This is a genomic window from Streptomyces akebiae (assembly GCF_019599145.1).
GTDB classification, from domain to species: Bacteria; Actinomycetota; Actinomycetes; order Streptomycetales; family Streptomycetaceae; genus Streptomyces; species Streptomyces akebiae.
Map to the genome: position 1 here is coordinate 1287432 of NZ_CP080647.1, position 22260 is coordinate 1309691.

Here is a 22260-nt window from a genome sequence, read left to right on the forward strand (position 1 = left end):
CGAGGTCACGCCGTGGCCTGGGAAGCGAGGACACACCGCCTTGCGAGTGCTGCTGGCCCATCTCAACTTCGCCGAGACCGCTGGCGGCCGTCTGCACGCTGCGAGCGAGCGCCAGGCCGCCGAAGAAGCCGGGATCTCCCGGCAGACGCTGCGCAACGCGTACGAGACCGTGCTGAAGCCAGGAGGGTGGCTGCGTCGGCTGCGGGCCGGCCGCGGCAAGGAGGGCTCGACCTGGTACCTCGGCAACGGCCCTGAGTCCTCCCGGCAGTCCCCGTCTTCTCGTCAGAAGACCACTCAGTTCCCCCCCGACCCGGCACTTGAGGAGTGGTCCACCTCCGAGACGGCAGTCTCGGCCGACCTCGACTCCACTGTCATCAGCCACCTGATGGCCCACGATGCCTTCGCCCACCACGGCCTGGGCAGCTCCGCTCTCTTGATCATCGGCGCCTTGCACGCACGCTCTAACCAGACCGTCAGTGAACTCGTCATCGCCTCCTCCGTCTCTCGGGCAACCGCCTATCGCGCCCTCCGCCGCCTCGCGCGCCACGGCCTGGTGCACCACGTCGGCGAGGTCTGGTCGCTGGCTCCCCGGGCCTTGGAAGGCCTCGGTAACAGCTACCCGGAGGCTGTTACCGACCGGCAAGTCATGCCCTCGCGCGGCTGGGACCAGATCGCCCATCAGTGCGGAACCTCAGGCACCTCTGCCAGCCGAAGGGCCCTCCACGCCGCCGAGCGAGCGGCGTATCGAGAGGCACTGGAGCGCCTGTCGGAGCACCGCAGCAAGGCCCTCGTCGTGGTCCGCGATGGCCGTCAGGTGCTGGTCCCCGCACCGCGTCCAGACGAGGTTCCCACGCCGTGGCGCGGGCCCGGCGGAGTTGTCCTCAACCCTGCGACAGGCCACGTCGATCCGGCCTGGCGGGTCGCCAGCGACGGGCGATTGATCCTCATCACCCCGCACGACCAGCGCTCATACGACGAGCTGGCCGCCGCACATACGGAAGCACTCAGGGAATGGGAGTCCGCTGCATGAGCACGCAATCATCGAGGCCGCACGAGGACGTACCGGTCACGCCGGAGGCCTTGCGGACCCGCTACGAATCCGGTTCCACAGTCGACGAACTCGTGGCCAACAGTGGCCTGTCGTACGGCACGGTTCTCAACCGGCTGCACGATGCCGGGACCGTGATGCGCACGTCGTGGCAGACCCGCAGGATGCGCCAGGATCCACAGGCGCGCCGGCGTCTCGCGGCTCACCTGCGCACCCTGTACGAGGAGCACGGCGCGACCCTCACCGAGCTCGCCGCGGCTGCGGGAGGAACGAGGCGTGCTGCCCGACGCCTGCTGATCGAGGCTGGCGGCACCGTGCGCACCACGCAGCAGACGCTGCGGATACGCGCAGCAGCGCGGGCCTCCGAGCGGCAGAAGCTGGCGGTGTCCCTGCGGGCACGATACGAGGCCGGAGCCAGGGTCCCGGAGCTCGCTGAGGACTGCAACTACTCCGTGGCCACGGTCTACCGGCTCCTGCAGCAGGCCCACACTCGCATGCGGCCCCGGCACCGTCACGGCCCCGCGGACCAGGTGAGGAAGCGGTCATGAGCTGCCCGGCCCTCTGTGGTGGTCCCCGCGGTGCTGCTCGGCTCATTACCCCGCCCATGCAGCATCCCGGCTTCGGCTGCGCGGCAAGGGCGCCTCCGCTCGCCCGCAGGCAGCCAGGCCCAGAAGCAAGCGTCGACGCCGTCGACAACCCACGCCAAGTCAACGCACCCTTCCAGTTTCAGGAGATCAAGCACACGTGAACGAGAACACCCGTATCAAGACCCTGGCCGCGGCCACAGCCCGCGCCTGGGACGCCTTCGTGATCGTCGTCGGCATGCTCAAGGGCGGCACCGGCAAGACCACTTCCGCCTGGTTCATCGCCCTCTACTACGCCGTCGTCCTGGAGCTGCCGACGCTGCTGCTGGACGCCGACGCGACCAGCCAGTCCGCCTACGACTGGTTCAAGGTTGCCCAGGCCGAGGGCTTCGAGATCCCCGAGAACCTGGTGGTCGAGCGGTACCCGTTCGACGACATCGCCGAGTACATCCGTGAGAAGCGGTCCGAGTTCGGCGCGATCGTGGTCGACGCCGGCGGCGGCAGCTCCCGCATCTTCCACGAGGCTGTTACCGAGGCGAACCGGCTGATCGTGCCGGTCGCCCCCACCAAGATCGAGCGCCGCAAGCTCGTGGCCACCTTCGACGAGGCGGAGCGCGCCGCCGCCCGCAACGAACGCGACGTCACGGCCCATGTGGTGCTGGTCAAGGCCGACGACCGCACCAGCCTGCCCCGCACGGCGAAGGACAAGCTGCTGGAGCCCGCCGAGGGCGAGGGCATCGGCCCGGAGCGCGACGAGCCGTTCCCGCTCGCCGAGACCGTCATCCACTCCTGGGTGCACTACATGGAGGCCTTCGGCGAGGTCCCGACCGAGCTGAGCGAGTACGCCGAACTGATGAAGGAGCTCACGGCATGAGCGAGCGTATGAAGCCCCCGGCACGCCGCGCCGGCCGCACCCTGGGCGGGGCCAAGAAGGCGACCCCACCGCCCCCTCCCCCGGCCGCCGAGCTCACGCCCGAGCAGTTCGCCGCCGAACAGGCCGCCGCCCAGGGCGAAGGCCGTCCCGCTGCCAGCGAGCCGCACGTTCAGCCCGCTCCTGTCACCGTTCCCGCCGAGGCATCGGCACAGGGCCGGACCGAGGCGGTGCCCGAAGTGGCACAGAGCTCCGCCCAGCCGACTGCTGAGGCGACTGGCCCCGTGCCGGAGCCGACCGTCAGTCAGTCGGTTCGCCCGGCCATCGCCTCCCCCGAGTTGAGGACGGGGGCCGGTGGGGAGCCGAAGGAGCGGCAGGTGCCGCCTGTGGTCCCGGGTGTCGAGCCGGCTGTCCCTTCGGTCCAGCCCACGCAGCCGGCCGAACCTGCTGTGCAGCATGGACCGTCCCCTGCCACCTCCGCAGCTGCTGGCGCGGCTCCGGCTGCCGAAGTTGCGGTTCGCCCGGCTGTTCCTCCGGTGGCAGGCGGTACGGCGTTCCCGATAAGGAACGAGGGTCCGGGGGCTCACCAGGAACAGGACATTCGATCGCAGGAGGCGCCCAGCGAGGGGGCTCCCTACGCTCACGGTCCCGGCCGTCCCAAGGACATTCCTGAGGTCGCCGTCGTTCTCAACCAGCGCATCATCGCGCGGGAGAGTCTCGACTCTTCGGTTCCCGCTGCGCTGAAGTTGAAGAAGCGGATCAAGCGCTTCGCGCTGGACAACGAACTCGATCACCTGCCCATCGGCGACATCGTCTCGGTCGCGCTGGACGAGTGGCTCAGCGCCCGCGGCTTTTGACGCAGCGCTCATCTCTCAGGGGGTCCGCGAACGCTTCTCTCGGTCGCGGACCCCCATCCCCCCGACTATTCCACTAGTCCACTAGGCGGCTAGCTAGTCGACTAGTGGGCCGCACTGGAGTACTCCATGCCCGATCTCTCTCGCCACGCCCGTCAGCTGCGTGACCTGGCTGACGCTCTCGACGCTCAATCCGACCTGTCCGACGATCCGTTGGCGCCTCATCCGGACACATTGGAGGTCATCAATGGCCGCCATACCAGTCGTGGGCAGATCAACTACGCCGTCCCCGACGCTCTCCAACTCCAGCGGCGCATCCGCCGTTACCACGCGGACCATGGCGTGCAGCACGGAGACATCGTCGCGATAGCGCTCGACGCATTCCTTCGCGCCAAGGGCTATCCACCCGACCTCCCCTCTGCCAAGGCGGACGCGTCGTGAGCAGAGCATCCGATCAGCTCCTGCTGGAAGACATCGCCCTCCACCAGCGTCCCTCAGACACGTATGCCGAGCAGCTTTCGCTCCTTGGGGAGCCGATACCGATTCGAATCCCCGCGGAACTTTGGCGTGCCTGGTTGCACAACGAGGATGTTGTCGCAAGGTTCGAAGCCAAGCGTTACGTCAGGTCGGCGGACCGATGTTGGCCGTGGACGGGAGCAGTCAGTTCGACGGGCCATGGGTCCTTCCGCGCGGCGAGCCTTCCTGGGCCGTCCCGTCGTGGAACCGTGCCGGCTCATCTGTTCGCCTACCAGCTCGCCAATGGAGTGATAGACCGAACTGGCTGGACCGGTGCCGAGGACCCGGTGGTGTGTCACACGTGCGATTTCCACGGTTGCACTAACCCTGCCCATCTCCGGCTCGGGACAGCAGCAGAGAACCGCGTGGAATGGTCGATGCGCCGGGGCAATCCCCACGGTCCGCTTGCGGATACCCGTGGGGCTGCTGGGCGGACACGTGCCATTGCTGAGGCGATCCGTGCAGGACTCCGCGCGGGTGAGTCCGCCGACGAGATTGAGCACCGCATCCAGGCCGCCGAGGAAGCAGGCCTCCCGCTCACTCTCTGGTGAAGTGCTCGGGACTGCCGAGGTTTCCGTGCCGTCCTGCGTGGTCCGGCTCACGCCGTGTGGGCGTGAGCCACCGCAAGCGCTGCGGCTTCGGCGAGGGTCTCGGCGACAGGGACGCCGCTGCGGCGGAGGACGTCGGGGTGCGTCAGGCCGCCCGCGTACGGCACGGGGTGGACGTGATTGGCGAACGCAGCGCGAATGTCGTCAACCGTGTCGCCGATGAGGACGATCGGCCGGTCCCCGATGCTCTGCCGCAGCATCTTCACGTGTTTCGCAAGGGGCTGCTTCTTGCTCCTGGAGGACGGGCCTGTGCGTCCGTCGGCCCGCAGGAACAGGGAGGCGACGCCCAGGCCGGAGATGTGCTGGGTCAGGAAGGCGTGGGCGCTCAGGGACAGTACTGAATGGCTGCAGCCGCTTCGGATCAGCCTCGTAAGGAGTTCCTTGGTTCCAGGTATGAGCTGGGCCGGTGGCCGTCGGGAGTGGTAGGTCTGGAACGCCACGCTCGCCCGCGTCCGCTCTCGATCGGTCAGTGCGCGCCCGAGTATGGCGGCGCACATGGCGGGGACGGATGTGGCGAAATGACGCCGGACGGTTTCGAGATCGACCGGCTGGGCCCCCAGAGCAGTCAGTGCTGCGTTCACTGCATCGACCTGGTGCTGGACGTCGTCGGCAAGCGTGCCTCTCCATCCCCAGACCAGGTGCGGCCGGCTGAAGTTCCGTGGCACGGGGCGTTGCTTCCTCTCGTGATCAAATGAAGGGTACGGCGGTGGAAGAGCAATCAGTAGTGCTGATTGCTGTGAACATCTCCATCAGGGCCCGGATATGCCGGTAGTCCGTCTCGATCGCCTCGGCCTCCGCGTGGGCAAGGACGATCTCGCAGGCCTCGCCGTCAAATGAGGGAAACCCATCGCTGGCTATGCACGAGTGCTGGTCTGCGGACACGCACACTGCTGTGGGGAGCGCGGCAAGCTCGCCGCGTAGACCTGGCCAGGGCACTTCCCCCTGTGGTGCGTTCACGTAGATTCGGGCCACGCGGCAGCCAGTGCTGTCACGGCTGCTTCGGTAGGCGAAGAAGGCTCCGTCCAGGTGCGCGTCGATCGGGTCGCGGCCTGTGATCTTCCATACGGCTTCGTCGGCACGTGATCGGTGAGTGACGACGCTGGCGGACAGCAGGACCGGTCCGCGCTCAGGCTCGAACGCGACGTGGCATGAAAGGGGCCCCGATGTCACGCCCAGAGTGTCCAGAGCGCGGCACACGTACAGCGACAGTCGGCGGGCCAGAAGGCCGTGCCGGTGCAGGAGGTCGGTTCGGTCGAGCAGGCCTGTTGGAGCGTGATGGTGTGCCCAGATGCCGGTAACAGCATGCCGAGGACCGTCGGGGCCGAGCTGCGTGACGGTGTCGACCACGTACTGCCGCCCCTCCACGAGCTCTCGCAGGACGAGGGAGGCATCCCCGCTGTGGTGGTAGGCAGCTTGCTGGATCTGCGGCCAGGCCGATGTGATCTGCTGCTCGGTATGGCAGTTGATCGGCCCTGCAGGAACGCCGACTGCGGCGGAGGACAGCAGGTAGGCCGACGCCTGATGGCAGTCCGTCCACTCAAGAGCCTCGGCGAGACTGGTCGTCCGTAGAGTGCGGGGCACGGCAACCCCTGCCCGGGACAGGGCGCTTGCTTGAGCACCTCGGTCGGTTCGGAGCTGGGCGGAGCCGGGGATGCCGGTGCTGGGGAGGCAGAGTTGCCAGGCGATCCGCTCGGCCAGCTCAACGCCAGCTGGGCTTGCCGCCACGATTGCTTCCACGCCAGCCGTTCGCAGCTTCTTGACGGTGCGACGCAGATCGCCGTCGTACTCGATGACGTCGGTGTACGCCTGGTTATCCGCAACGCTGCGGTAGGCAGGGGGCCTTGCATCAGAGCCCAGGGTGACCGCGACAGTCTCGCGTCCCCGGCGCGCGAGCGCGTCCGGGTAGCCGGAGCTCGCTTGTGGGGCAATGACTGCGACGGTCGTCGTGCCGGCCGGATAGAGGGCCGGTGCCGCGAGTGCAGCACGGGCGGTGGCCATCGGGCAGCCTCCAAAGATCGGTACGGGGGGGGAGGGAGAGATCACCGTGTGCAGCTCGTGGTGTGCACGGGGTGGGCAACGCGCACGGAGAGGTGGTCGGCGACCAGGGACCGGCGTTTGGCGCAGTCTGCGGCCGTGGCGCCGGTGACGACCCAGTGCGCGATGCGGTCGTCGATGCTGGCGCGAGGTGGCGCGGTCACCTGAGTGCCGACATCACGTGTCCAGACGAGCCGTTCAAGCCACAGCTGATCGTGTAGGGCTCCGTGCACGTCTAGCCGTTCGATGTACCCGCTGTGCTCGGGATACAGGAAGCCGATCGCGGCGGCTTCCGAGCGAGTGGGGGCCAGGTCGGGTATCCCTCCGGCGGCGAGTGTCGCCAGTGCCTGTGCCAGGTTGACGCCGGTAGCCCGCTCGACGAGGAGCGGGATGAGGTCTCCTGCGGGGCGGCCGTTGACCTCGATCACCCGGGGACCGTCGGCCGTCAGCCGCAGCTCGACGTGTAGGACACCCCGGCTGAGCCCAAGGGCGCGGACTGCCGCGGTCACGACAGCGGCGAGGACGGGGTCGCAGAGCAGGGGGTCCGCTGCGTCGACGCTGTGTCCGATCTCCTGGAACTGCGGTTCGCGGCCGAGGGACTTGCGGGTGACCGCCACAATCCGCACCTGTCCGGGACCCAGCACCACGGTTTCCACACTGATTTCGGGACCTCGTAGGTACTCCTCGACCAGGACGCCGGCCACGGACCAGGCCTCTAGCCCCAGCACGCTGTCCACTAGGGCGCGGTGGAAGACCGCGCGTACGTCCTCGTCGCTATCGGCCCGCAGGACCCCCGCGCTTCCCGCCCGACCTCGCGGTTTGACGACGACGGGATAGCCCAGTCGACGGGCGATGGTCACCGCCTGGTCGGCGTCCTGCGCAAGGTACGAACTGGCGGAGGGAACACCGTGCTCGGCCAGGAGGCGCCTCGTGACAGCCTTGTCACGGCAGGCGGCAGCCGCTGCCGGGGAGTTGCCCGGCAGGCCAAGCCGGTGCGTGAGTCGGGCGGCGAGTTCGACGAAGTGCTCCATGTAGGTGGTCACGCCGGCCACGCCGAGTTGGACGGCGGCACTCATGAGGAACGCCTCTGCGGCCTCGGGGTCGTGCAGGTCGACGGCCGCCTGGGCGGCCAGGTAGGGGCGGGCCCACTTGGGTGGGGTCTGGTCGATGAGCACCACGGGCCGGACGCGGGCGATCTGGCGCAGCACGTACTCCCTGAATTCCGGTGTCCCGGCGCCCAACAACAGGATGGGACGGACGGCCGAGAGGTCGTCCTGGCCGGAATGCGCGTCGAATGGTGTGAGGTCCTTCATTGCCGCATGACCCTTCACATCGAGGAACCGGGGAGTGCTTGGTCCTGTGGGGGCAGTTGTCGACCACGTCATGACGGCCTGCCACTGGGGGAAGGCCGCAGCGACGTGTACGGCCTGGCACCAGCCCGTGGAGGCAGGGGGCGTGCGAGTGCGAGGCCGTAGAGCGGTCCGGAAGTCCACCACCGCGTCAGTTCCAGGCCTGAGTGAGCCAGTTCATGGCGTACGCCCTGCTCGCGGAACTTCGCCGAAACCTCCGTCCGCAGGTCCTCGCCCGCCGCAAAGTCGATCGCCAGGTCGAGCGCGGGAATCTTGACGGTCTGATCCGTGCGGGACCTCAGCCGCATCTCGATCCACTCGTTCGTCGCGTCCCACCGGGCGACGTGCTCGAAGGCATCGAGATCGAAGTCGGCGCCCAGCGCCCGGTTCACCACGCTGAGCACGTTCTTGTTGAACGCCGCTGTTACGCCGGCTGCATCGCTGTAGGCGGCGACGAGTACCTGCTCGTCTTTGACCAGGTCAGCGCCGAGGAGGAGGGCGTCGCCGGGCGAGAGCAAGGAGCGTATGGAGGACAGCAACCTGGCGCGCTCAGCAGGCACGAGGTTGCCGATCGTGCTTCCCAAGAACGCCAGGAGTCGCGGTCCTGGCGTGCCCGGCAGGGCGAGGCCGGTGGTGAAGTCGGTGATAAGGGCATGGATGTTCAGGCCGGGCCGCTGCGCGACCAGCCTGTGCCCGGCCTCGGTGAGCGCGCTCTCGCTGACGTCCACCGGCACGTACGTGTCCAGGTCCGGCATGGCGTCCAGCAGGTACCGCGTCTTCTCGGACGAGCCGGAGCCCAGTTCGATCAGGGTGCGGGCCCCGGTCACTTCGGCGATGTCGGCCGAGCTGGCCATCAGCAACTCGCGCTCGGCGCGGGCGGGGTAGTACTCGGGCAGCTCAGTGATCTTCTCGAACAGCTCGCTGCCGTGTGCGTCGTAGAACCACTTCGGCGGCAGTGTTTTCGGTGTGCGCGTGAGGCCGCGCAGGACGTCGGCGCGCAGGGCGGCGTCCGCGGCCTCCTCGGGCAGGGTGCGGGTAATCAGGAATGGGCTCACAGAATGGGCTCCTCTTGTGCTTGCGGTCAGGCGTGGGCGGCAGCGAGTGCAGGAACGTCGGGGGTAAGGCGCCTTCGGGCGGTGGCGAGAATCAGCGCCGCGGCGGCTCCTCCGGCTGGTAGGAGGAGCTGGGTGTGGGTGATGCCTGCGGCGGCTGTGCCGATCGCGCACCCGATGTCCAGGAAGGCGACCAGCAGGGCGTGGGCCTCTGTGGTGTGCCCACGTGGTGCGAAGGTGCTGGTCATGACGAACGCCGCGCTGAGCAGGGGGGCCATGGCCAAGCCGGGGACGGCCGCGGCGTACAGCGTCGTCGTGGGGGTTGCTGCGGTGATCACGGGAATCCAGCCGGCAGCGAATCCGGCGGACAGGACGATCAGGTGCCCGGCTGTGCTTCCTCGCCAGGCTCGCGCCCCGTAGGCGAGCCCGCCCAGGAGGGCGCCGCAAGACAGAGCTGTGGGAAGGCCTCCGGACAGTTCCGGGGCATTGAACTGGTCAGCCGCCTCAACTGCCAGGGGGGTAAGGGCACCGATGGTGACCCCGACACACACCATCGCCAGGTACAGCGCCCGAAGGCGAGGCGACCTGATCGGGCCGAGCCAATCGGGATGCGTGGGACCGGAGTCGCCGGTGTGAGCACGGGTGACTGGGGTGCTCACGAATAGGGCGGTGCCAAGGACTCCGACGGCCGCGGTCGCCACGAGGGCCCACGAAGCGGACGTCGCCGTGACGATCGTGGCCACCAGCAGCGGGCCGACGACGTAAATGAGCTCTTCAGTCCCGGAGTCCAGGGCCAGCGCGACCCGCTGGTGGGCGGACGAAGGCATCATCCCCCGGGCGCCCCACAGCGTTCTGAGCGCTGCGTCAAGCGGGGGCCGGGTTGCTCCTGCGACCGCCACGGCGGCGAATGCCCACCAGCCCTTACCTGGCCCGGCAGCCAGGGCGACGAATGCTGTACTGCTCAGGGCGGCGCCCACGGTGAGCGCATGCTTCTGTCCGTAGTGGTCGATCAAGCGGGCGCTGAGTGGGCCTCCGATGGCGTTGGCCACCAGGTACACCGCGGCGAGCGGGCCAGCCGATGTTCCGTACTGAGCGCCGTGGTCGGCGCTGAGGAGTATTGCCAGCGGGGCCATCCCTGTGGGCAGTCGCCCGATGAGCGACCCGACCAGCAGTTGTGCCGCGTGGGGCACACGCAGGACATCGCGGTACCGGACTGCGGAGGGCGATCCGGTGGCGGTCGCCGGCGCATCTTTGAGTACCGTCACGGCTGCCATGCCTGGACGTTTCCGCCGCGGCTAGCGGTGGGCGAGACGGGCGCCGTGGCCGCGGGATGGAAGGCCGACTCCCATCCGGGGGTGTTCCACCAGGCACTGTGTGCAAGGCAGCGAAGAGCCCAGCCGATGGCGCTGACCTGGCCGTTGAAGAAGTCTTTCTCGGTGGCCGCGGCGAGTTCGCGCTTCTGGTTCCACTCGGTGTAGAGATCGAGCATTCCCGCTGCGAGCTTCCGCTCGGCGAGGCAGCCGGTCGCTTCGACTTGGGCGAGGCGCTGGGCAAGGAACTGCGCGAAGCGAGCGTCGCGCTCGCGTGCCCAGGTCTCGTCGCGGAGTGTGGGCGTGAACCGAAGGGTCGCCTGTGGGTAACCGCTGGTTTGCCTCGGCCGGTGCGGCGTGCTCATTGTGCGGTGTTCTCCTTGTGCGTCGGTGGGATGTGACGGTCTGTGGGCATGACCCGGATTGCCTGCCGATGTGCGGCTGGGGCGTAGGCGCCGACGGCGTGCTCGGCCGCAGTGAGGCCCGTCATGCGGATGCTCTGGGTGTGCGTACTGGGCGGTGCAGGAGCGCGGTCAACGGCAGGCAGAGAGCTGCGCCGAGGAGGCCGGTCATGAGGGTCGTCAGGGCAACGAGGTGGTGGCCGCCGTGGGCGAGGGCCCATCCGCCGAGTGCGGGGGCGCAAAGAACCGCGGCCGCGAGCGTTGTGCCCCAGATGCCCGCGTACACGCCTCGGCTCGACGGGGGCGCGATCCTGTTCAGGATGTCGGTGGCGGCGACGAAGGCAACGATCTCGCCTGGTACCGCCAGCGCTGCGGCGGCGCCGTAGCCGGCGGTCGAGGAGGCCAGGCCGGCGAGGCCCATCCCTGCGCCGAGGATGATCCCGCTGGCGCTGAGCAGCCCCACCATGGGGGCGGGGCGCTTGGCCCGGCGTACAAGCCAGGGGTTGAGGAGGGGGGACAGCCCGATCACGGCGGCGGCGCTGGCTACCTGAGTCCACCCGTAGGCCGTCGGCGGCAGACCGTCCTGGGCCATCATCATCGGGAGGACGGAGAACAGGGCAGCGACCGGTGTCAGGATCAGAAGGCTCGCCAGCCACAGGAGCCACAGGAGAGGGTCGGTGAAGGCTTCCCGGTGCCCTCTGCGCCCGGGTGCGTGTGCCGGGACGGACGGTGGGATGACTCGCAGTGCGACGACGGCGAATGCGGCGCACACCAGTGCGTTGAACCAGAACAGCACGGGGATACCGACCGGCTCTGCCAGGACTCCGCCGACAAGCCCAGTGGTTGCGGCGCCGAGGTTGACGGCAAAGTGCCGCCAGCCAGTGAGGTATGCGCGACCCGGTTCGTCTGGGATGGTGTCGGCGACCACCGCGGACACGATCGGGCGTGGCGCGTCGTAGACGAGGCCGGAGACGGCAGCCGCGACAGCGAGGGCCGTTGGGGTGTGGGCCTCGGCGAGGAGTGGAAAGCCCACGGCGGCGACCGCCATGGCGCTCGCGAGGGTGGCCCGGCGGCCGATCCTGTCGGCCAGCCACCCGCATAGCAGCTGGCCGGTGAACCAGCCGGCGCCCCAAAGCGCCAGAACGGTACTCGCAGCCGCCGTGTCCAGATGCAGTTCGTCCAGACGGTAGGGCAAGTACGGATAGACGAATCCGGCGGCGCGCACGGCGAACGTGCCGATGAGCAACGCCCAGATGACCGGAGGCCACCGCTTCGGCGCCGGGGATGAGGGTGGGTCGCTCAGTGTCTGGGGGGATGTGGCTGTGGCAGGCACGCAAACTCCAGGAGCCAGAGGCTGCGGCGCTTCTCGGCGCCGGGGCGGGGAATTGGAATGGACCCGGCCGGTCAGCTCCCGTAGTCACGAGCAGAACTCGCGCGGGGGTGAACTGCGTAAGCAGCAAGGGCAATTGGCCTGTTGATCACCAGATCGCCTCGGTGCTCGGCTTCGGCCAGGGCGCGCACGGACGACTGCCCGCGCGGAAAGTCGGCTGCTGGTCCGGGGCGGTCGCCGCAGCCGGGCACCGCACAGTCGCCTGTCACGGTCACCGGCACCCCATTCACCGACCGCACCCGCTCTCCGTGATCGGACAACGTCTGCAGGGGGACGCCAGGTCGTTCGCGAAAGAGCTGGGGCCGCCGATGCCGAAGTCGTGCGAACGCCTTCAAGCGAGTCGTGCGCCGGTGTCGAAGGATGTCCACGGTTGTCTCCGTCTAAATGAGGAAGCGCAGCGTCTCGGCGGCTGCTACCGGTCAGGTGCGGTCGTCTGCGGCTCGGCTGGGCGGGCGCATCCCGGCGCCGCCCACCGTTGCGTCGAGGGCAGACGGTGAACGGGACGGCGGAGGGGCGCCACCGCAGCTGCGGTGGCGCCCCTCTAGGAGTCGAGGACCGTACGGGGGGTGGGATCCTCGACTGGTCCGTGCGGCCGACGGGTCCTTCAGCTCACGCCAAGAGGTGCACCGGCCTGATCGGGTGGCGCCGCGGGTGGGCTACGGCCGCTTCGGATAGGCCGGGGGCGGGGAGACCTCGTAGGGGTTGACGCAGTAATAGATGGCGTACCCGCGCACGCGCTTTCCGTCCGAGCGGCGCGTCACGGTCCCGCGCGAGTACCAGGTCTTCTCCCTGACCTTGTATGCGAACTGGTCGACCCGGACCTTGTCTCCCTTGTATCCGATGCCGACGACCGTGCTGCTCTTGCTCGGGCTCTTGTGGAACTTCACCGCGCTGCACGAAACCTTCATGGTTGCGGTGTCGTAGGCCTGCGCTGCCGGCGCAGCGGCCAGGGCCCCACCGGCGAGCGCGAGGCCGAGTGCTCCTGCCGCGATCCTGCGGCGGTTCCGGACGATCAAGGTGGTCCCCTCACTGCTGCTCGGGCGGCATTCGTGGATGCGGACCCTCAGAGCCCGCCACAGCGCCGGTCGCACGGCGGTTGGCGGCATGCGAGCACCCCAAGCTCCACATCCATAAACACCTGTAGATGACAAGTCACGACCATAGCCGCCGGGCCGCGATGGGTCGACCCCCTTTCATAAACACATGACGAGATATGCAGGGAGTGGGGGCCGAGGGCACGGCCGGCCGGATGGACTGAGCGCACAGGCCCCGACCCATGACCACCGGTCGGGCGCACTGCCCATTAGCCCGATATGTGCTAGATTCAAATAAACACCTGTTGAGAAAAAGGCAAGGTCAACCCACGACTTCTCAGTGTGTGAGAGGGTCTCGGGAAAGCGGGAGTCGAGCCAGTGGCCTAGACCTGTCTCCCGGTTGCGAGCTGCATTGCATGACTGCTTGACGCGACCTGCCTGCGAAGTGATATTCACGTGCGTGGATGGCGACAGCGTTCGCGCATCACCCATAATGATCAAGCTGCACAGGAGAGGAGGAGGGGCCCACGATGCCGGGAACCGGCGGTGACGGCGCGAACAAGCCGCCGCGCACGCTCGCGGAGAAACTGTCAAGGCTCCGTGAAGCACGCGCACCTGAAGGCGGGAAGCCGCCGTCCTGGGACGCGCTGGCAAAGCAGATCTCCGACAAGACCGGAGTTGCCGTCTCGGGCGCGTACCTGTGGGAGCTGGGAACCGGCAAGCCGGGAACCAACGTAACCCTGAAGCACCTGAAGGCCTTCAAGGAGTTCTTCGGCCGCAGCATCTCCTACTTCGTCGACGACGAGGTGGCCTTCGAGGACGATGAGCAGGCGCAACTGGCCCTCCTGAAGGAGCTGAGCCGCCTGGGGATCAAGCAGATCCGGCTGCAGAACATGGAGGGTGACGCCAGCCAGGAGACGGTCACGGACCTTCTCGGGCGGCTGCAGACGCTCGACACCCTGCGCAACACAGACGTCCGGGAGATTGCCCTGCAGGTGACCGACTTGACGGCCAAGCAGCGGGAGGCGCTCACCAGCCTCATCGGCAAGCCCTCACTGCTGGACGTTCTCCCGCGAACGGTTGGCCTTCTCGAAGCAGCGGCTGGACTCGATGACGAGCAGATTGCTTCGACCGCCCGCGCTCTTGGTCAACCCGATGTTCTCCAAGCGCTCCAGGACGAGGGGGTGTGCGAGATCGCGCGGCAGTGCCGCGAATTGCTGCCATCGAGCAGGGAGGCAGTCCTGTCGATGATTGCGCAGCTCGGGCGACTGGAAACCGGCAAGGCTTAGGAGTTGGGCCGTTCCCCGGAGGGACGGCCCGGCACTCCGACATCGCCTAAGAAGCGTCGCCGCCATCGCGGAAGGGGCCCAACTGAAGGTACTCCGCGATCAGTTCACGCGGAAGCAGGGGCATCAGTCGGCTTGCTGCATCGAGAGTCATCTCATCCGCTTCTTCCACGGAGTCAGGCTCGGGCGCCGACCAGCGCTGGAGCCCCTCGGCACCTGCGGAGACCGGATGGAAGAGCACGGTTCCGTCCTCGGCTGAGAGCCATACCCCGCTCGGAGTATCGCGCTTACTCTCCTCGCCGCCGTGAACGAGGCCGCCTCCCCGTTTGCCATTACGACGGACCTCGCCTTTTCCGGCAGCGTCTGTGAATTCGTGGGAAATATCCAGAGAGGGTTCCGCACCTTGCGGCTCCCTACCCAGTACTCCGTTCCGATTTTCCCGCCGGCTCCCGCCCGGCACCGTCATTGCTATCGCCCCCGCGGTCTATTTTCACCTTCTGTGCATTGCGTGCCTGCGGCTCGTTCCCCGATAAGTACACGCGTTTCGTCTCCTGTCATGACGGGGCGATACCTCGCTCGGCCTGGAGGTCAGCTGCCCGCCCTGGTGCAGAGTCCCAGGCACGGCACCATCGAGCCATCCGGCGCGCGGTGTCCCGGCCGATGCGGAGGATCGCCCTCCCCGCGCCTTGATTCCTACCCTTGCAAATATGCCTACGTCAACGAGGAAACACAGAGAGTCGCACACGGCCCTGTGTTTCTCACAGAGTGAGAAACGGGCCTACTGGGCGCTTCTCATGTGGTGAGAATGGGGTTTCATTTCTCACTCGCTGAGAAGCGGAGGGTCTTTGCAGGGTCTTTGCGGAGGCGTCAACTCCATCGCATAGCCTGGCGAGGAAGAGATGCCAAACCACAACCGCAGGGAGAAATGTGCGCGCCATCAGGATGGACCAGTTCGGTGGCCCGGAGGTGCTGCAGGTGGTCGAGGTTCCCGACCTTGAACCGCGGGGCGGCCATCACCTATTGCAGGTGAGTCGTGCAGGCGTGAACTACGCAGACATGCACGTACGGGGAGACACCTATCTCGCGCCGGTGACGCTGCCCTACATTCCCGGGAACGAAGTGGTCGGCCGCACGGGGGACGGCAAGCGCTTCGTCGGCCTCACTCAGGGCGGCGGCTACGCCGAGCAGGCCCATGTCCATCGCCGCACTTCTTGGGAGGTGCCCGACGGTGTGAGCGATGAGCAGGCCGTGGCACTGTGCCTCCAGGGCAACTCGGCCTACCACCTGCTCCACACCGTCGCTGGCGTCCAGGAGGGCCAGACCGTGGTCATTCCGGCCGCCGCGGGCGGCGTGGGCTCCATAGCCGTTCAGCTGGCCAAGGCCATCGGTGCCAAAGTGATCGCGCTGGCGAGCAGCAAGGCAAAGCGCCAACTCGCGGAAGAACTCGGTGCGGACGCCGTCGTCGACTCCACCAGTGAGAACCTCAGCGAGGAGATCAAGGAGGCGGCAGGCGGACCGGTCCAAGTTGCCCTGGAGATGACCGGCGGACCGACCTTCCATTCCACTGTCGCTGCCCTCGCCCCTCGCGGCCGGCTTGCTGTGTACGGATACGCATCGGGTGAGACGACAGACGTGTCGACCAAGGTGCTGATGGAGCGGTCGATCACCGTCTCCGGATTCTGGCTTCCGTCGTTGTACAGCGACCGAAACGCCCTGCCCACCAGCATGAACGCCCTGTTCGACGCCGTACGCTCAGGCTCGCTTCGCCCCGTCCTCGGGCAGGTCTACCCGCTGAGCGAGGCAAGTGCTGCCCACGCCGCCCTGGCAGCCCGCGCACACACCGGGAAGCTCTGCCTGGATACCGCTGGGTAGTTAAAACCTCAAGTTTCCCTCAAATTGCCTCTCGATCGGAACAAGAGTGCGACGTGAGACGTCGTTCAACTTGTCGTCTATGTGAGGGACTCGGTGGGCCGCTCTCCGGCGGGGGTTGCGGCCCACCCGACGGGAGGTAGCGGCTGCATGACCGGCAACGAAATCTCGAACACCTCAGAGACGAGGTCACGCCTCGTCGACCGATTCATCCGTGTCCAGAGAGCCTTCGCTGAACTGGGAGGCGAGGTGCACGGCACCGGTGAGATAGCCAGGGCAGCTGGTCTGGACGACGCCACCACCTCCCGCATTCTGCAGTCCGGCGTATACGGCGGCTTTTTCGAGCGCATCAGCCACGGCAAATACCGACTCGGTGTGGGAGCTGCACACGTCGGCATGCACGCGCTCGCCCACGCGCCGGCCAAGGACGACAGCACGCGCGCAATCCTGGAGGAACTGCGCGAGGCGACCGACGGAGGTCTGGTCTTCCAGTACATGCTGGCAACCATTGGGGGCGCCCAGCGTCAGTGCATCGACATGGCCGTGGGCGATTCAGACCTGGTGGAACTCGGCATGACCGCCCTCGACATCCTGTCCGTCACGCGCTCGCTCCGCACCGGAGCCAGCGGCCGGACCATCCTGGCCTACCTCCCCGCGGCGCTCCAGGAACTGGTTCTGGCGGAACCGATTCCCGCCGAGGCCGGCCCGGGCGTCTACCGCGACGACAAGGAGCTGCTCGCCTCGCTCGAAGAGGTTCGTGACCGCGGCTACGCCCTCGGCTACGAAGAATGCATGCCTCTGTGGAATTCCTGCGCGGCTCCCATCGTCTGGGGTGAGGCGATCATGGGAGCTGTCCTTTTGCTCAAGCCAGCAACGGTCATGCCCGAGGCGCCGGAATCGGTGATCGACGCGACCAAGGCGGCTGCTGCCAAGCTCAGCGCCAAACTGAGCCACCTGTCGGAGCCCATGGCCATGATGCTCGGGTCATGACGGAAGAGACGGGTGGTCTGGCGGCAGAAATCCGAACGCCGACCGGGAGCGCCGGTCGTTAGGGTGAAACGCATGAGCGAACACCAGGAAGTTCACTCCGCCGCCAGGGTTGCCGCCACTCTCCGGACGGTCCTGGCGGGGTTCCGTGAAGGCGGTGAGCGAGCCCTCCCCCTGCTAGTCGGCGAGCAGGAGGGGGGCGAGCCGGAGGCCGCCATCATTCCCTACGACCTGTTCGTGACCCTTTGCCGGGCATTGGAACGTGCCGAGGACCTCGACATCAGCGATCTCGCAACGAGTCGGTTGGCCGATGCTCCCGCCCCCGGAGAGGGGCTGGACACTGCGGCCCTGGCCCGCCTGGTCGCCGAGGCACAGCCCGACCACGCCGACGACCTCCTCCAGGCCGGCGGCGCGACGGCGCATGAGGACTGATGACAGCAGGACGGAGAACTCGTGGCGGCGTCCGATCCCTATCGAGGCGACCACCTGCTGGAGGTTGGCGACGACATCCTCAAGCTGAAGAGCCTCCAGCTGCAGAAGCTGGCGCTCATCCGCATCGCGCAGCTCACCAGCGGTGAAGCCAAGGGCACCCGCCTGGAACAAATGTCCGATGCCTGGCCTACTGAACTGAGAGACTGCTGGAAGCTGTACTTCGACGAGCAGGAGAATGACGTCGGCCGACGTCTCAACCGGCAGGCCCCGCGCTATCGCATCGTCTACCGGTTCCTCGATCCCGTGCCCGACCCAGCGAACCGCGACCGGCGGCCACGACTGCAGGTACTCGCGGTCGGACCGCGTTACCAGGCTGAGGCGTACGAGCGAGCCGTCTCCAGGCTCGCTCGCCCTGAGGTGGCCGGGGAGCGCACAATCCAGCCAGCACACCCTGCTCGTCAACGCAGCGGGCAGCGCGCTGGAGAGCGAAGCAAGCGAGCCCAGGAAGACCAGCGGCAACAGCCTCGTCAAACCTCAGCGCGCCCGCGGCATCAGCGTTAGTTCACGCGCTCGCCCGCGCCGTTGCTCAACGATGGTTGGCCATTCTGCTCAGAGATAGTTGGCCATACAGGTCCCAGAACCGAGACGCGTGGCACAGGCCGACCAGGAAGTCGTGCAGCCGCCGGGCGTGCTCGGGCTACTGCTCGCGCGGATCGCGGTGCGGTGTGGCCAGGGACCCCGGAGCGAAGGGACGACCGGTGTCGAGGTCACCGCGGCTCCCCCGGCACGTCGGGTACTGTGTCGGGAATCTTGGCGGCGCAACCGAAGCAGAAGGACACCGGGTCGGGCTCGCTGGCCAGGCGGATGCCGTCCACGAGGAGTTCCTTGTGGCACTGGGGACAGGCACGCACCCGGACCTCTGGGTCGCCAATGCTTTGGTAGAGGTACTCGGTGATCAGGTACATGCTGGCCTCGTCGGTGCCGCAGAAGAGGCACCGGTTTCTCTCGCCGTCGGCGATCATGGCGAGCTGTCCGCAGCTGTAGCAGGCAACCGTTCGTTCCTCGTGGCCGGCCAGTTCGGGTTGCAGTCGCTGCATCCGCTGCGTGACGTATGTGTGGATGCCGCTTAGTCCCTCGCGGATGCGCTCCAGGTCCGAGGCGATCGTCGCGATCTCCTCCAGCTGGAGGCCGGGCAGCAGGACGTCGTCGAGGAAGTGGACGAGGAAGTCGAGAACCCGGACGGCCCGGGTCTCGACCGCGAGGGCTTGGTGGGTCAGGCCGTAGTGCTGCAGGGCGTTACGGTCACGGCTCAGTTTCTTCAGCGCCGCCTCTTCCTGCTGCGTGATGTCGACTCCGGCGATGTTGCGCAGGCGCTGCGCCGCCTCGATAAAGGTGCAGCTCTTGAAGTCTGCCGTGTTGAGTTTCTCGCGAGTGGCCTGGCCAGGGTCATCGAAGACCAGGCTCCAGTGTTCGCGTTTCAGCCTTGCCTTGAGCAGTACCTCGGCGGCGGCCTGCAGGTGAAGCACCGCGTACTTGCGGTCGCGGTGCTCGACGGGCTCGGTGAGGTGCTCGACGACGCTGAGGAGGTAGTCGACGCCGTTACGCACGGGCGGGAAGTCGAGCTGATGGGGATCGACCGCTGTTGCCGCGCGCAGCCTCTCGATGGCACCCGATGCGCCTTCGGGAGCGGGTTCCTGATCCGACGTCGCCATGGGCGCAGGATAACCGTCATTGTCCTGCGGCTTTCGGCTTACCCGGTGCCGTGTGCCACGCACTCCCAAGGGATCTCAAGGGGTTCCGTACTCACAAGCCGCGCCGCATGGTCAGCCACCGGGCCGAGTGGCCAACCATCGCTACACATGGCCAATTAACGCTGAGCGTCACATCGCCATGAGGTCACATGCGCGCTAGATTCGAACATGTGACCGAGTGGCGTGATGCTGAAGAGGCTCCGGCGCAATTGCCGGACAAGGTGCCGGATTGGCGTGAGACAGTGAGCACTCGCACGGGGCTTCGGATCGAGCTTCAGTGGGACGGCCGCCGCGAGCGCACGGAACTCCTGGAGGTCCGCGACCTCTCGAATGGCCGGCGCGCCGTACTCACCATCGTGAACACGCACCGCCCAGCGGAGCCCTCGCGCCGGATCCGCATGGCATGGATCTACTGGGACCCCAGCCGCATGCAACTGTCAAACCCGTGGCACAGGGGGGCAACGGCCACAGCCGAGGCCGTGCAACACGAGGGCGACACCCACCGGATCAGGGTGGGCGAGATGCTCGATTGCTTCACGGGCGACTGGACGACGTTCCAGCCCCACCGCGACGTGGAGGTACGCGCCGGGGGCCGTTGGCACCGGGGCAAGCTGCGATGGCGCCACAACGGACCCACCCACGACCGGGCGGTCATGGTGGTGGACGTTCCGTTCTACGAACCGGAGCGGGGAGCGCCGGTCACGCACAAGCGGATGTACCGCTGGGACCCGCACACGCTCCGACCTGTCGGCGCCGACCAGACGACCCAGATCTAGACTCGAACATGTGAACGAACACTGCCCGCTGACCCGGCTCGACATGCTGCGATTCACCCGTCGCGTCGTGGAACAGCAGACCGTACGGCAGCTCGCCCTCATCGACCGGTGGATCGCCGACGAAGAGCGCCGCGAAGCCGAGCGGCAGCACGGCATCCAAGCACGGCCGCCCGCGCCAGAGTGGCTAATGGAACGGGGCATCGGCCAGGGTGCGCCCGTAACTCGTATCCATCAAGGTGGCTGCCACATGGCAAAGGGCGTCCGCATGAAGACGATCACAGAGGAAGCGGCGAGGCGTGCGCTTTACGCGGACATCGAGTTGGCATGCCCTCACTGCAATCCGGATACAGCGCTCCAGGTAATCCCTGGCTAGGTGCCGCGGGGCCGCCTTCCTGACGCCTTCTTCGCCGCGCCTTTCTTGGTGGTCTGCTTCATGGTCGATGCCTTCTTGGCTGCCTTCTGCTCGGGGAACTCGCGCACCTCGGCTTCGGCGCCCTCGACACGTGCGGCCTGGGCCTTGGCAACGGATTCCCGCAGTGTGGCCATGAGGTCCACGAGCCGACCCGGCTCCGCCCGCTGTGGCGCCTCGGGCAGTTCGCGGTGCTCCTGCTTGGCCGCGATCACCTCGTGGAGGGCGTCCGTGTACCTGTCCCGGAACTCCGCAGCCTCAAGGCTGCCGATGGCCATGGTGTCCACGAGCGCCATCGCACCGTCGATCTCCTCGTCGGTCACCTTGGCCGGGGGTGGCGCAACGTCGGAGGGGTCGCGAATCTCGTCCGGCCAGTGCATCGAGTGAAGGACGATGGCGTCACCTCGAACGCGCAGGAGCCCGAGTCTCTCCCTGCCTGACAATGCGAACTTCGCTACGCCGACCTTGCGTTGGCGTTCGAGAGCCTTGCGCAGCAGCACATACGGGCGGGCGGCAACCTCGCCTTGGGGCTGGAGGTAGTAGCCCCGGCCGATGCGGATGGGGTCGATGCTGGCGGTCGGCACGAAGCCGACGAGCTCGATGGCCTTGGCTGTCGGCAGTGGGAGATTCTCCAGGTCCTCCTCGGTAATGGGGATGATGCGGCCGTCGGACATCTCGTAGCCCTGGCCTATGTCCTGGTACGTCACCTCGCGGTTTTCGGTCTCGCAGATGTATCGGTTGCGCACCCATCCGTTGTCCGGGAGGTGGATGCGGCGGAAGTTGACGTTGTGGCTTTCGGTGGCGGTGACCACGACTACGGGGACCGTGACCAGGCCAAACGAGATGGCGAGGGACTGGATCGCCGGCATGAGTTGACCTCCGCGACAGCCCCGAGCACCACCAGCCTACGGCGTACGAGCAGCCCGCAGACGAGGGCGAGAACGTCGACGACGACCGGGGGCGCAAGTCCGGGCTGATCGAGTGCCGGGGTGGCAGGTCTAGCAGCTGGGAGCACTGAACGGCCACCGCGACCAGCCACGGTTCTCCACATGGCCAGCTGGGCCTCACCGTCGCCTCTGGAGCACGCCGCCCCACTCCCCGAATCTGAACACATGTTGATAGACACGATCCCCTTGAGGCCCCTGCCCGGGCACATCCGGCGACCTAACATAAACACCTGTTGATGACAGCGGCTTTCGAGCTGCCGGAGGTCGTATGCCTCAGAGAAGGAGTCCTGGATCATGACCGTGCTCCGTCGAACCGCCGCCCTGGGCGTGTCCACCGCCCTCCTCGCTGGGGGCGCGATGGCCCTGGCGCCGACCGTGTCCGCCGCCAGTTCCCGCACGTGCACGTACAACCTGACCGACTTCACCGCGACGGTGGATGGGGACGGCGTCAACTACCGGACCGGCCCGAGCACCCGCTACACGGCCAAGGGGCGGCTCTATGACGGCGACCGCCTGCGCATCTACTGCGGTAAGGGCAACTGGTACTACAGCTCTCTGGCCAAGCGTTCGGCGGGGGGCCTGGCCAAGGGGACCGTCGGTTGGGTCCGCAGCGACATGCTCTACCAGTTGGCCGGCTGAGTAGCCCCAGCTCGGCCGCCGGGGTGGCCCGCCGCACACCGATTGACGGCTTCAGCACCGCGGCCCCCGAAGCATCGGCCGGCTCAACTCGCGCTCACATCCCGCGAATCCGG

General features: G+C 67.4%; 22 protein-coding genes and 1 pseudogene. 13 read left to right on the plus strand and 10 right to left on the minus strand.

Annotated elements, in window-relative coordinates:
- Nucleotides 1-46: 46 nt before the first annotated feature.
- The 5 genes from K1J60_RS05710 to K1J60_RS05730 all read left to right on the plus strand — a co-directional run bounded on the left by K1J60_RS05710 (nt 47) and on the right by K1J60_RS05730 (nt 3798).
- Nucleotides 47-1030, plus strand: a complete 984-nt coding sequence (locus K1J60_RS05710) for a helix-turn-helix domain-containing protein (protein WP_220651293.1) — start codon at nt 47-49, stop codon at nt 1028-1030.
- On the plus strand, nt 1027-1596 hold the full coding sequence (locus K1J60_RS05715; protein ID WP_220645203.1) for a helix-turn-helix domain-containing protein: 570 nt from the start codon (nt 1027-1029) through the stop codon (nt 1594-1596). Before K1J60_RS05710 ends, K1J60_RS05715 begins: the two co-directional genes overlap by 4 nt.
- A 196-nt stretch (nt 1597-1792) precedes the next feature.
- Complete coding sequence (locus K1J60_RS05720; protein WP_031112595.1) at nt 1793-2506, plus strand: ParA family protein; 714 nt, start codon at nt 1793-1795, stop codon at nt 2504-2506.
- Nucleotides 2507-3039: 533 nt separating this feature from the next.
- Nucleotides 3040-3360 (plus strand): hypothetical protein, encoded by a 321-nt coding sequence (locus tag K1J60_RS05725; protein ID WP_220645204.1) that lies wholly within the window; start codon nt 3040-3042, stop codon nt 3358-3360.
- Between the two features lie 126 nt (nt 3361-3486).
- The gene (locus tag K1J60_RS05730; RefSeq protein WP_220645205.1) at nt 3487-3798 is read left to right on the plus strand and encodes a hypothetical protein; all 312 of its coding nucleotides are present in this window, start codon (nt 3487-3489) and stop codon (nt 3796-3798) included.
- Nucleotides 3799-4471: 673 nt separating this feature from the next.
- Here the strand turns inward: K1J60_RS05730 and K1J60_RS05740 are convergent.
- The 8 genes and pseudogenes from K1J60_RS05740 to K1J60_RS05775 all read right to left on the minus strand — a co-directional run bounded on the left by K1J60_RS05740 (nt 4472) and on the right by K1J60_RS05775 (nt 13033).
- The gene (locus K1J60_RS05740; RefSeq protein WP_259407568.1) at nt 4472-5146 is read right to left on the minus strand and encodes an HAD family hydrolase; all 675 of its coding nucleotides are present in this window, start codon (nt 5144-5146) and stop codon (nt 4472-4474) included.
- Nucleotides 5147-5168: 22 nt separating this feature from the next.
- On the minus strand, nt 5169-6479 hold the full coding sequence (locus K1J60_RS05745; RefSeq protein ID WP_220645207.1) for a hypothetical protein: 1311 nt from the start codon (nt 6477-6479) through the stop codon (nt 5169-5171).
- A 41-nt stretch (nt 6480-6520) separates the two neighbouring features.
- Nucleotides 6521-7828: an ATP-grasp domain-containing protein gene (locus tag K1J60_RS05750; RefSeq protein ID WP_220645208.1), complete on the minus strand. Its 1308-nt coding sequence runs from the start codon at nt 7826-7828 to the stop codon at nt 6521-6523.
- Between the two features lie 167 nt (nt 7829-7995).
- Nucleotides 7996-8919, minus strand: a pseudogene (gene egtD, locus K1J60_RS05755) (L-histidine N(alpha)-methyltransferase); the annotation flags it as partial.
- 26 nt (nt 8920-8945) lie between these two features.
- Nucleotides 8946-10190, minus strand: a complete 1245-nt coding sequence (locus tag K1J60_RS05760; protein WP_220645210.1) for an MFS transporter — start codon at nt 10188-10190, stop codon at nt 8946-8948.
- Nucleotides 10178-10591, minus strand: coding sequence for a hypothetical protein (locus K1J60_RS05765; protein WP_220645211.1), 414 nt, complete (start codon nt 10589-10591; stop codon nt 10178-10180). Before K1J60_RS05765 ends, K1J60_RS05760 begins: the two co-directional genes overlap by 13 nt.
- A gap of 121 nt (nt 10592-10712) precedes the next feature.
- Nucleotides 10713-11873, minus strand: coding sequence for an MFS transporter (locus K1J60_RS05770; RefSeq protein WP_259407569.1), 1161 nt, complete (start codon nt 11871-11873; stop codon nt 10713-10715).
- A gap of 800 nt (nt 11874-12673) precedes the next feature.
- Entirely contained in the window at nt 12674-13033 is a 360-nt protein-coding gene (locus tag K1J60_RS05775) for a hypothetical protein (RefSeq protein WP_220645212.1), read from the minus strand.
- A 548-nt stretch (nt 13034-13581) separates the two neighbouring features.
- On the opposite strand from K1J60_RS05775, the gene K1J60_RS05780 reads away from it, so the two are divergent.
- From K1J60_RS05780 to K1J60_RS05800, 5 genes are all read left to right on the plus strand, one after another.
- Complete coding sequence (locus K1J60_RS05780) at nt 13582-14340, plus strand: hypothetical protein (protein WP_220645213.1); 759 nt, start codon at nt 13582-13584, stop codon at nt 14338-14340.
- Nucleotides 14341-15264: 924 nt separating this feature from the next.
- On the plus strand, nt 15265-16209 hold the full coding sequence (locus K1J60_RS05785) for a quinone oxidoreductase family protein (RefSeq protein ID WP_220645214.1): 945 nt from the start codon (nt 15265-15267) through the stop codon (nt 16207-16209).
- Between the two features lie 147 nt (nt 16210-16356).
- On the plus strand, nt 16357-17196 hold the full coding sequence (locus K1J60_RS05790) for an IclR family transcriptional regulator domain-containing protein (RefSeq protein ID WP_220645215.1): 840 nt from the start codon (nt 16357-16359) through the stop codon (nt 17194-17196).
- 72 nt (nt 17197-17268) lie between these two features.
- A complete protein-coding gene (locus tag K1J60_RS05795) occupies nt 17269-17625 on the plus strand; it encodes a hypothetical protein (protein ID WP_220645216.1) in 357 nt (118 codons plus the stop codon).
- Nucleotides 17626-17646: 21 nt separating this feature from the next.
- Nucleotides 17647-18186: a hypothetical protein gene (locus K1J60_RS05800; protein WP_220645217.1), complete on the plus strand. Its 540-nt coding sequence runs from the start codon at nt 17647-17649 to the stop codon at nt 18184-18186.
- Between the two features lie 206 nt (nt 18187-18392).
- Here K1J60_RS05800 and K1J60_RS05805 read toward each other — a convergent pair whose 3' ends face one another.
- Entirely contained in the window at nt 18393-19337 is a 945-nt protein-coding gene (locus tag K1J60_RS05805; RefSeq protein ID WP_220645218.1) for a hypothetical protein, read from the minus strand.
- 209 nt (nt 19338-19546) lie between these two features.
- On the opposite strand from K1J60_RS05805, the gene K1J60_RS05810 reads away from it, so the two are divergent.
- Both K1J60_RS05810 and K1J60_RS05815 read left to right on the plus strand, forming a co-directional pair.
- Entirely contained in the window at nt 19547-20152 is a 606-nt protein-coding gene (locus K1J60_RS05810; protein ID WP_220645219.1) for a hypothetical protein, read from the plus strand.
- Between the two features lie 10 nt (nt 20153-20162).
- A complete protein-coding gene (locus tag K1J60_RS05815; protein ID WP_220645220.1) occupies nt 20163-20525 on the plus strand; it encodes a DUF6233 domain-containing protein in 363 nt (120 codons plus the stop codon).
- Here the strand turns inward: K1J60_RS05815 and ku are convergent.
- Nucleotides 20522-21430: a non-homologous end joining protein Ku gene (ku, locus tag K1J60_RS05820; protein ID WP_220645221.1), complete on the minus strand. Its 909-nt coding sequence runs from the start codon at nt 21428-21430 to the stop codon at nt 20522-20524. The genes K1J60_RS05815 and ku overlap by 4 nt on opposite strands.
- Nucleotides 21431-21802: 372 nt before the next feature.
- Here ku and K1J60_RS05825 point away from each other — a divergent pair, with 372 nt between their 5' ends.
- Nucleotides 21803-22147, plus strand: coding sequence for an SH3 domain-containing protein (locus tag K1J60_RS05825; RefSeq protein WP_220645222.1), 345 nt, complete (start codon nt 21803-21805; stop codon nt 22145-22147).
- Nucleotides 22148-22260: the final 113 nt, after the last annotated feature.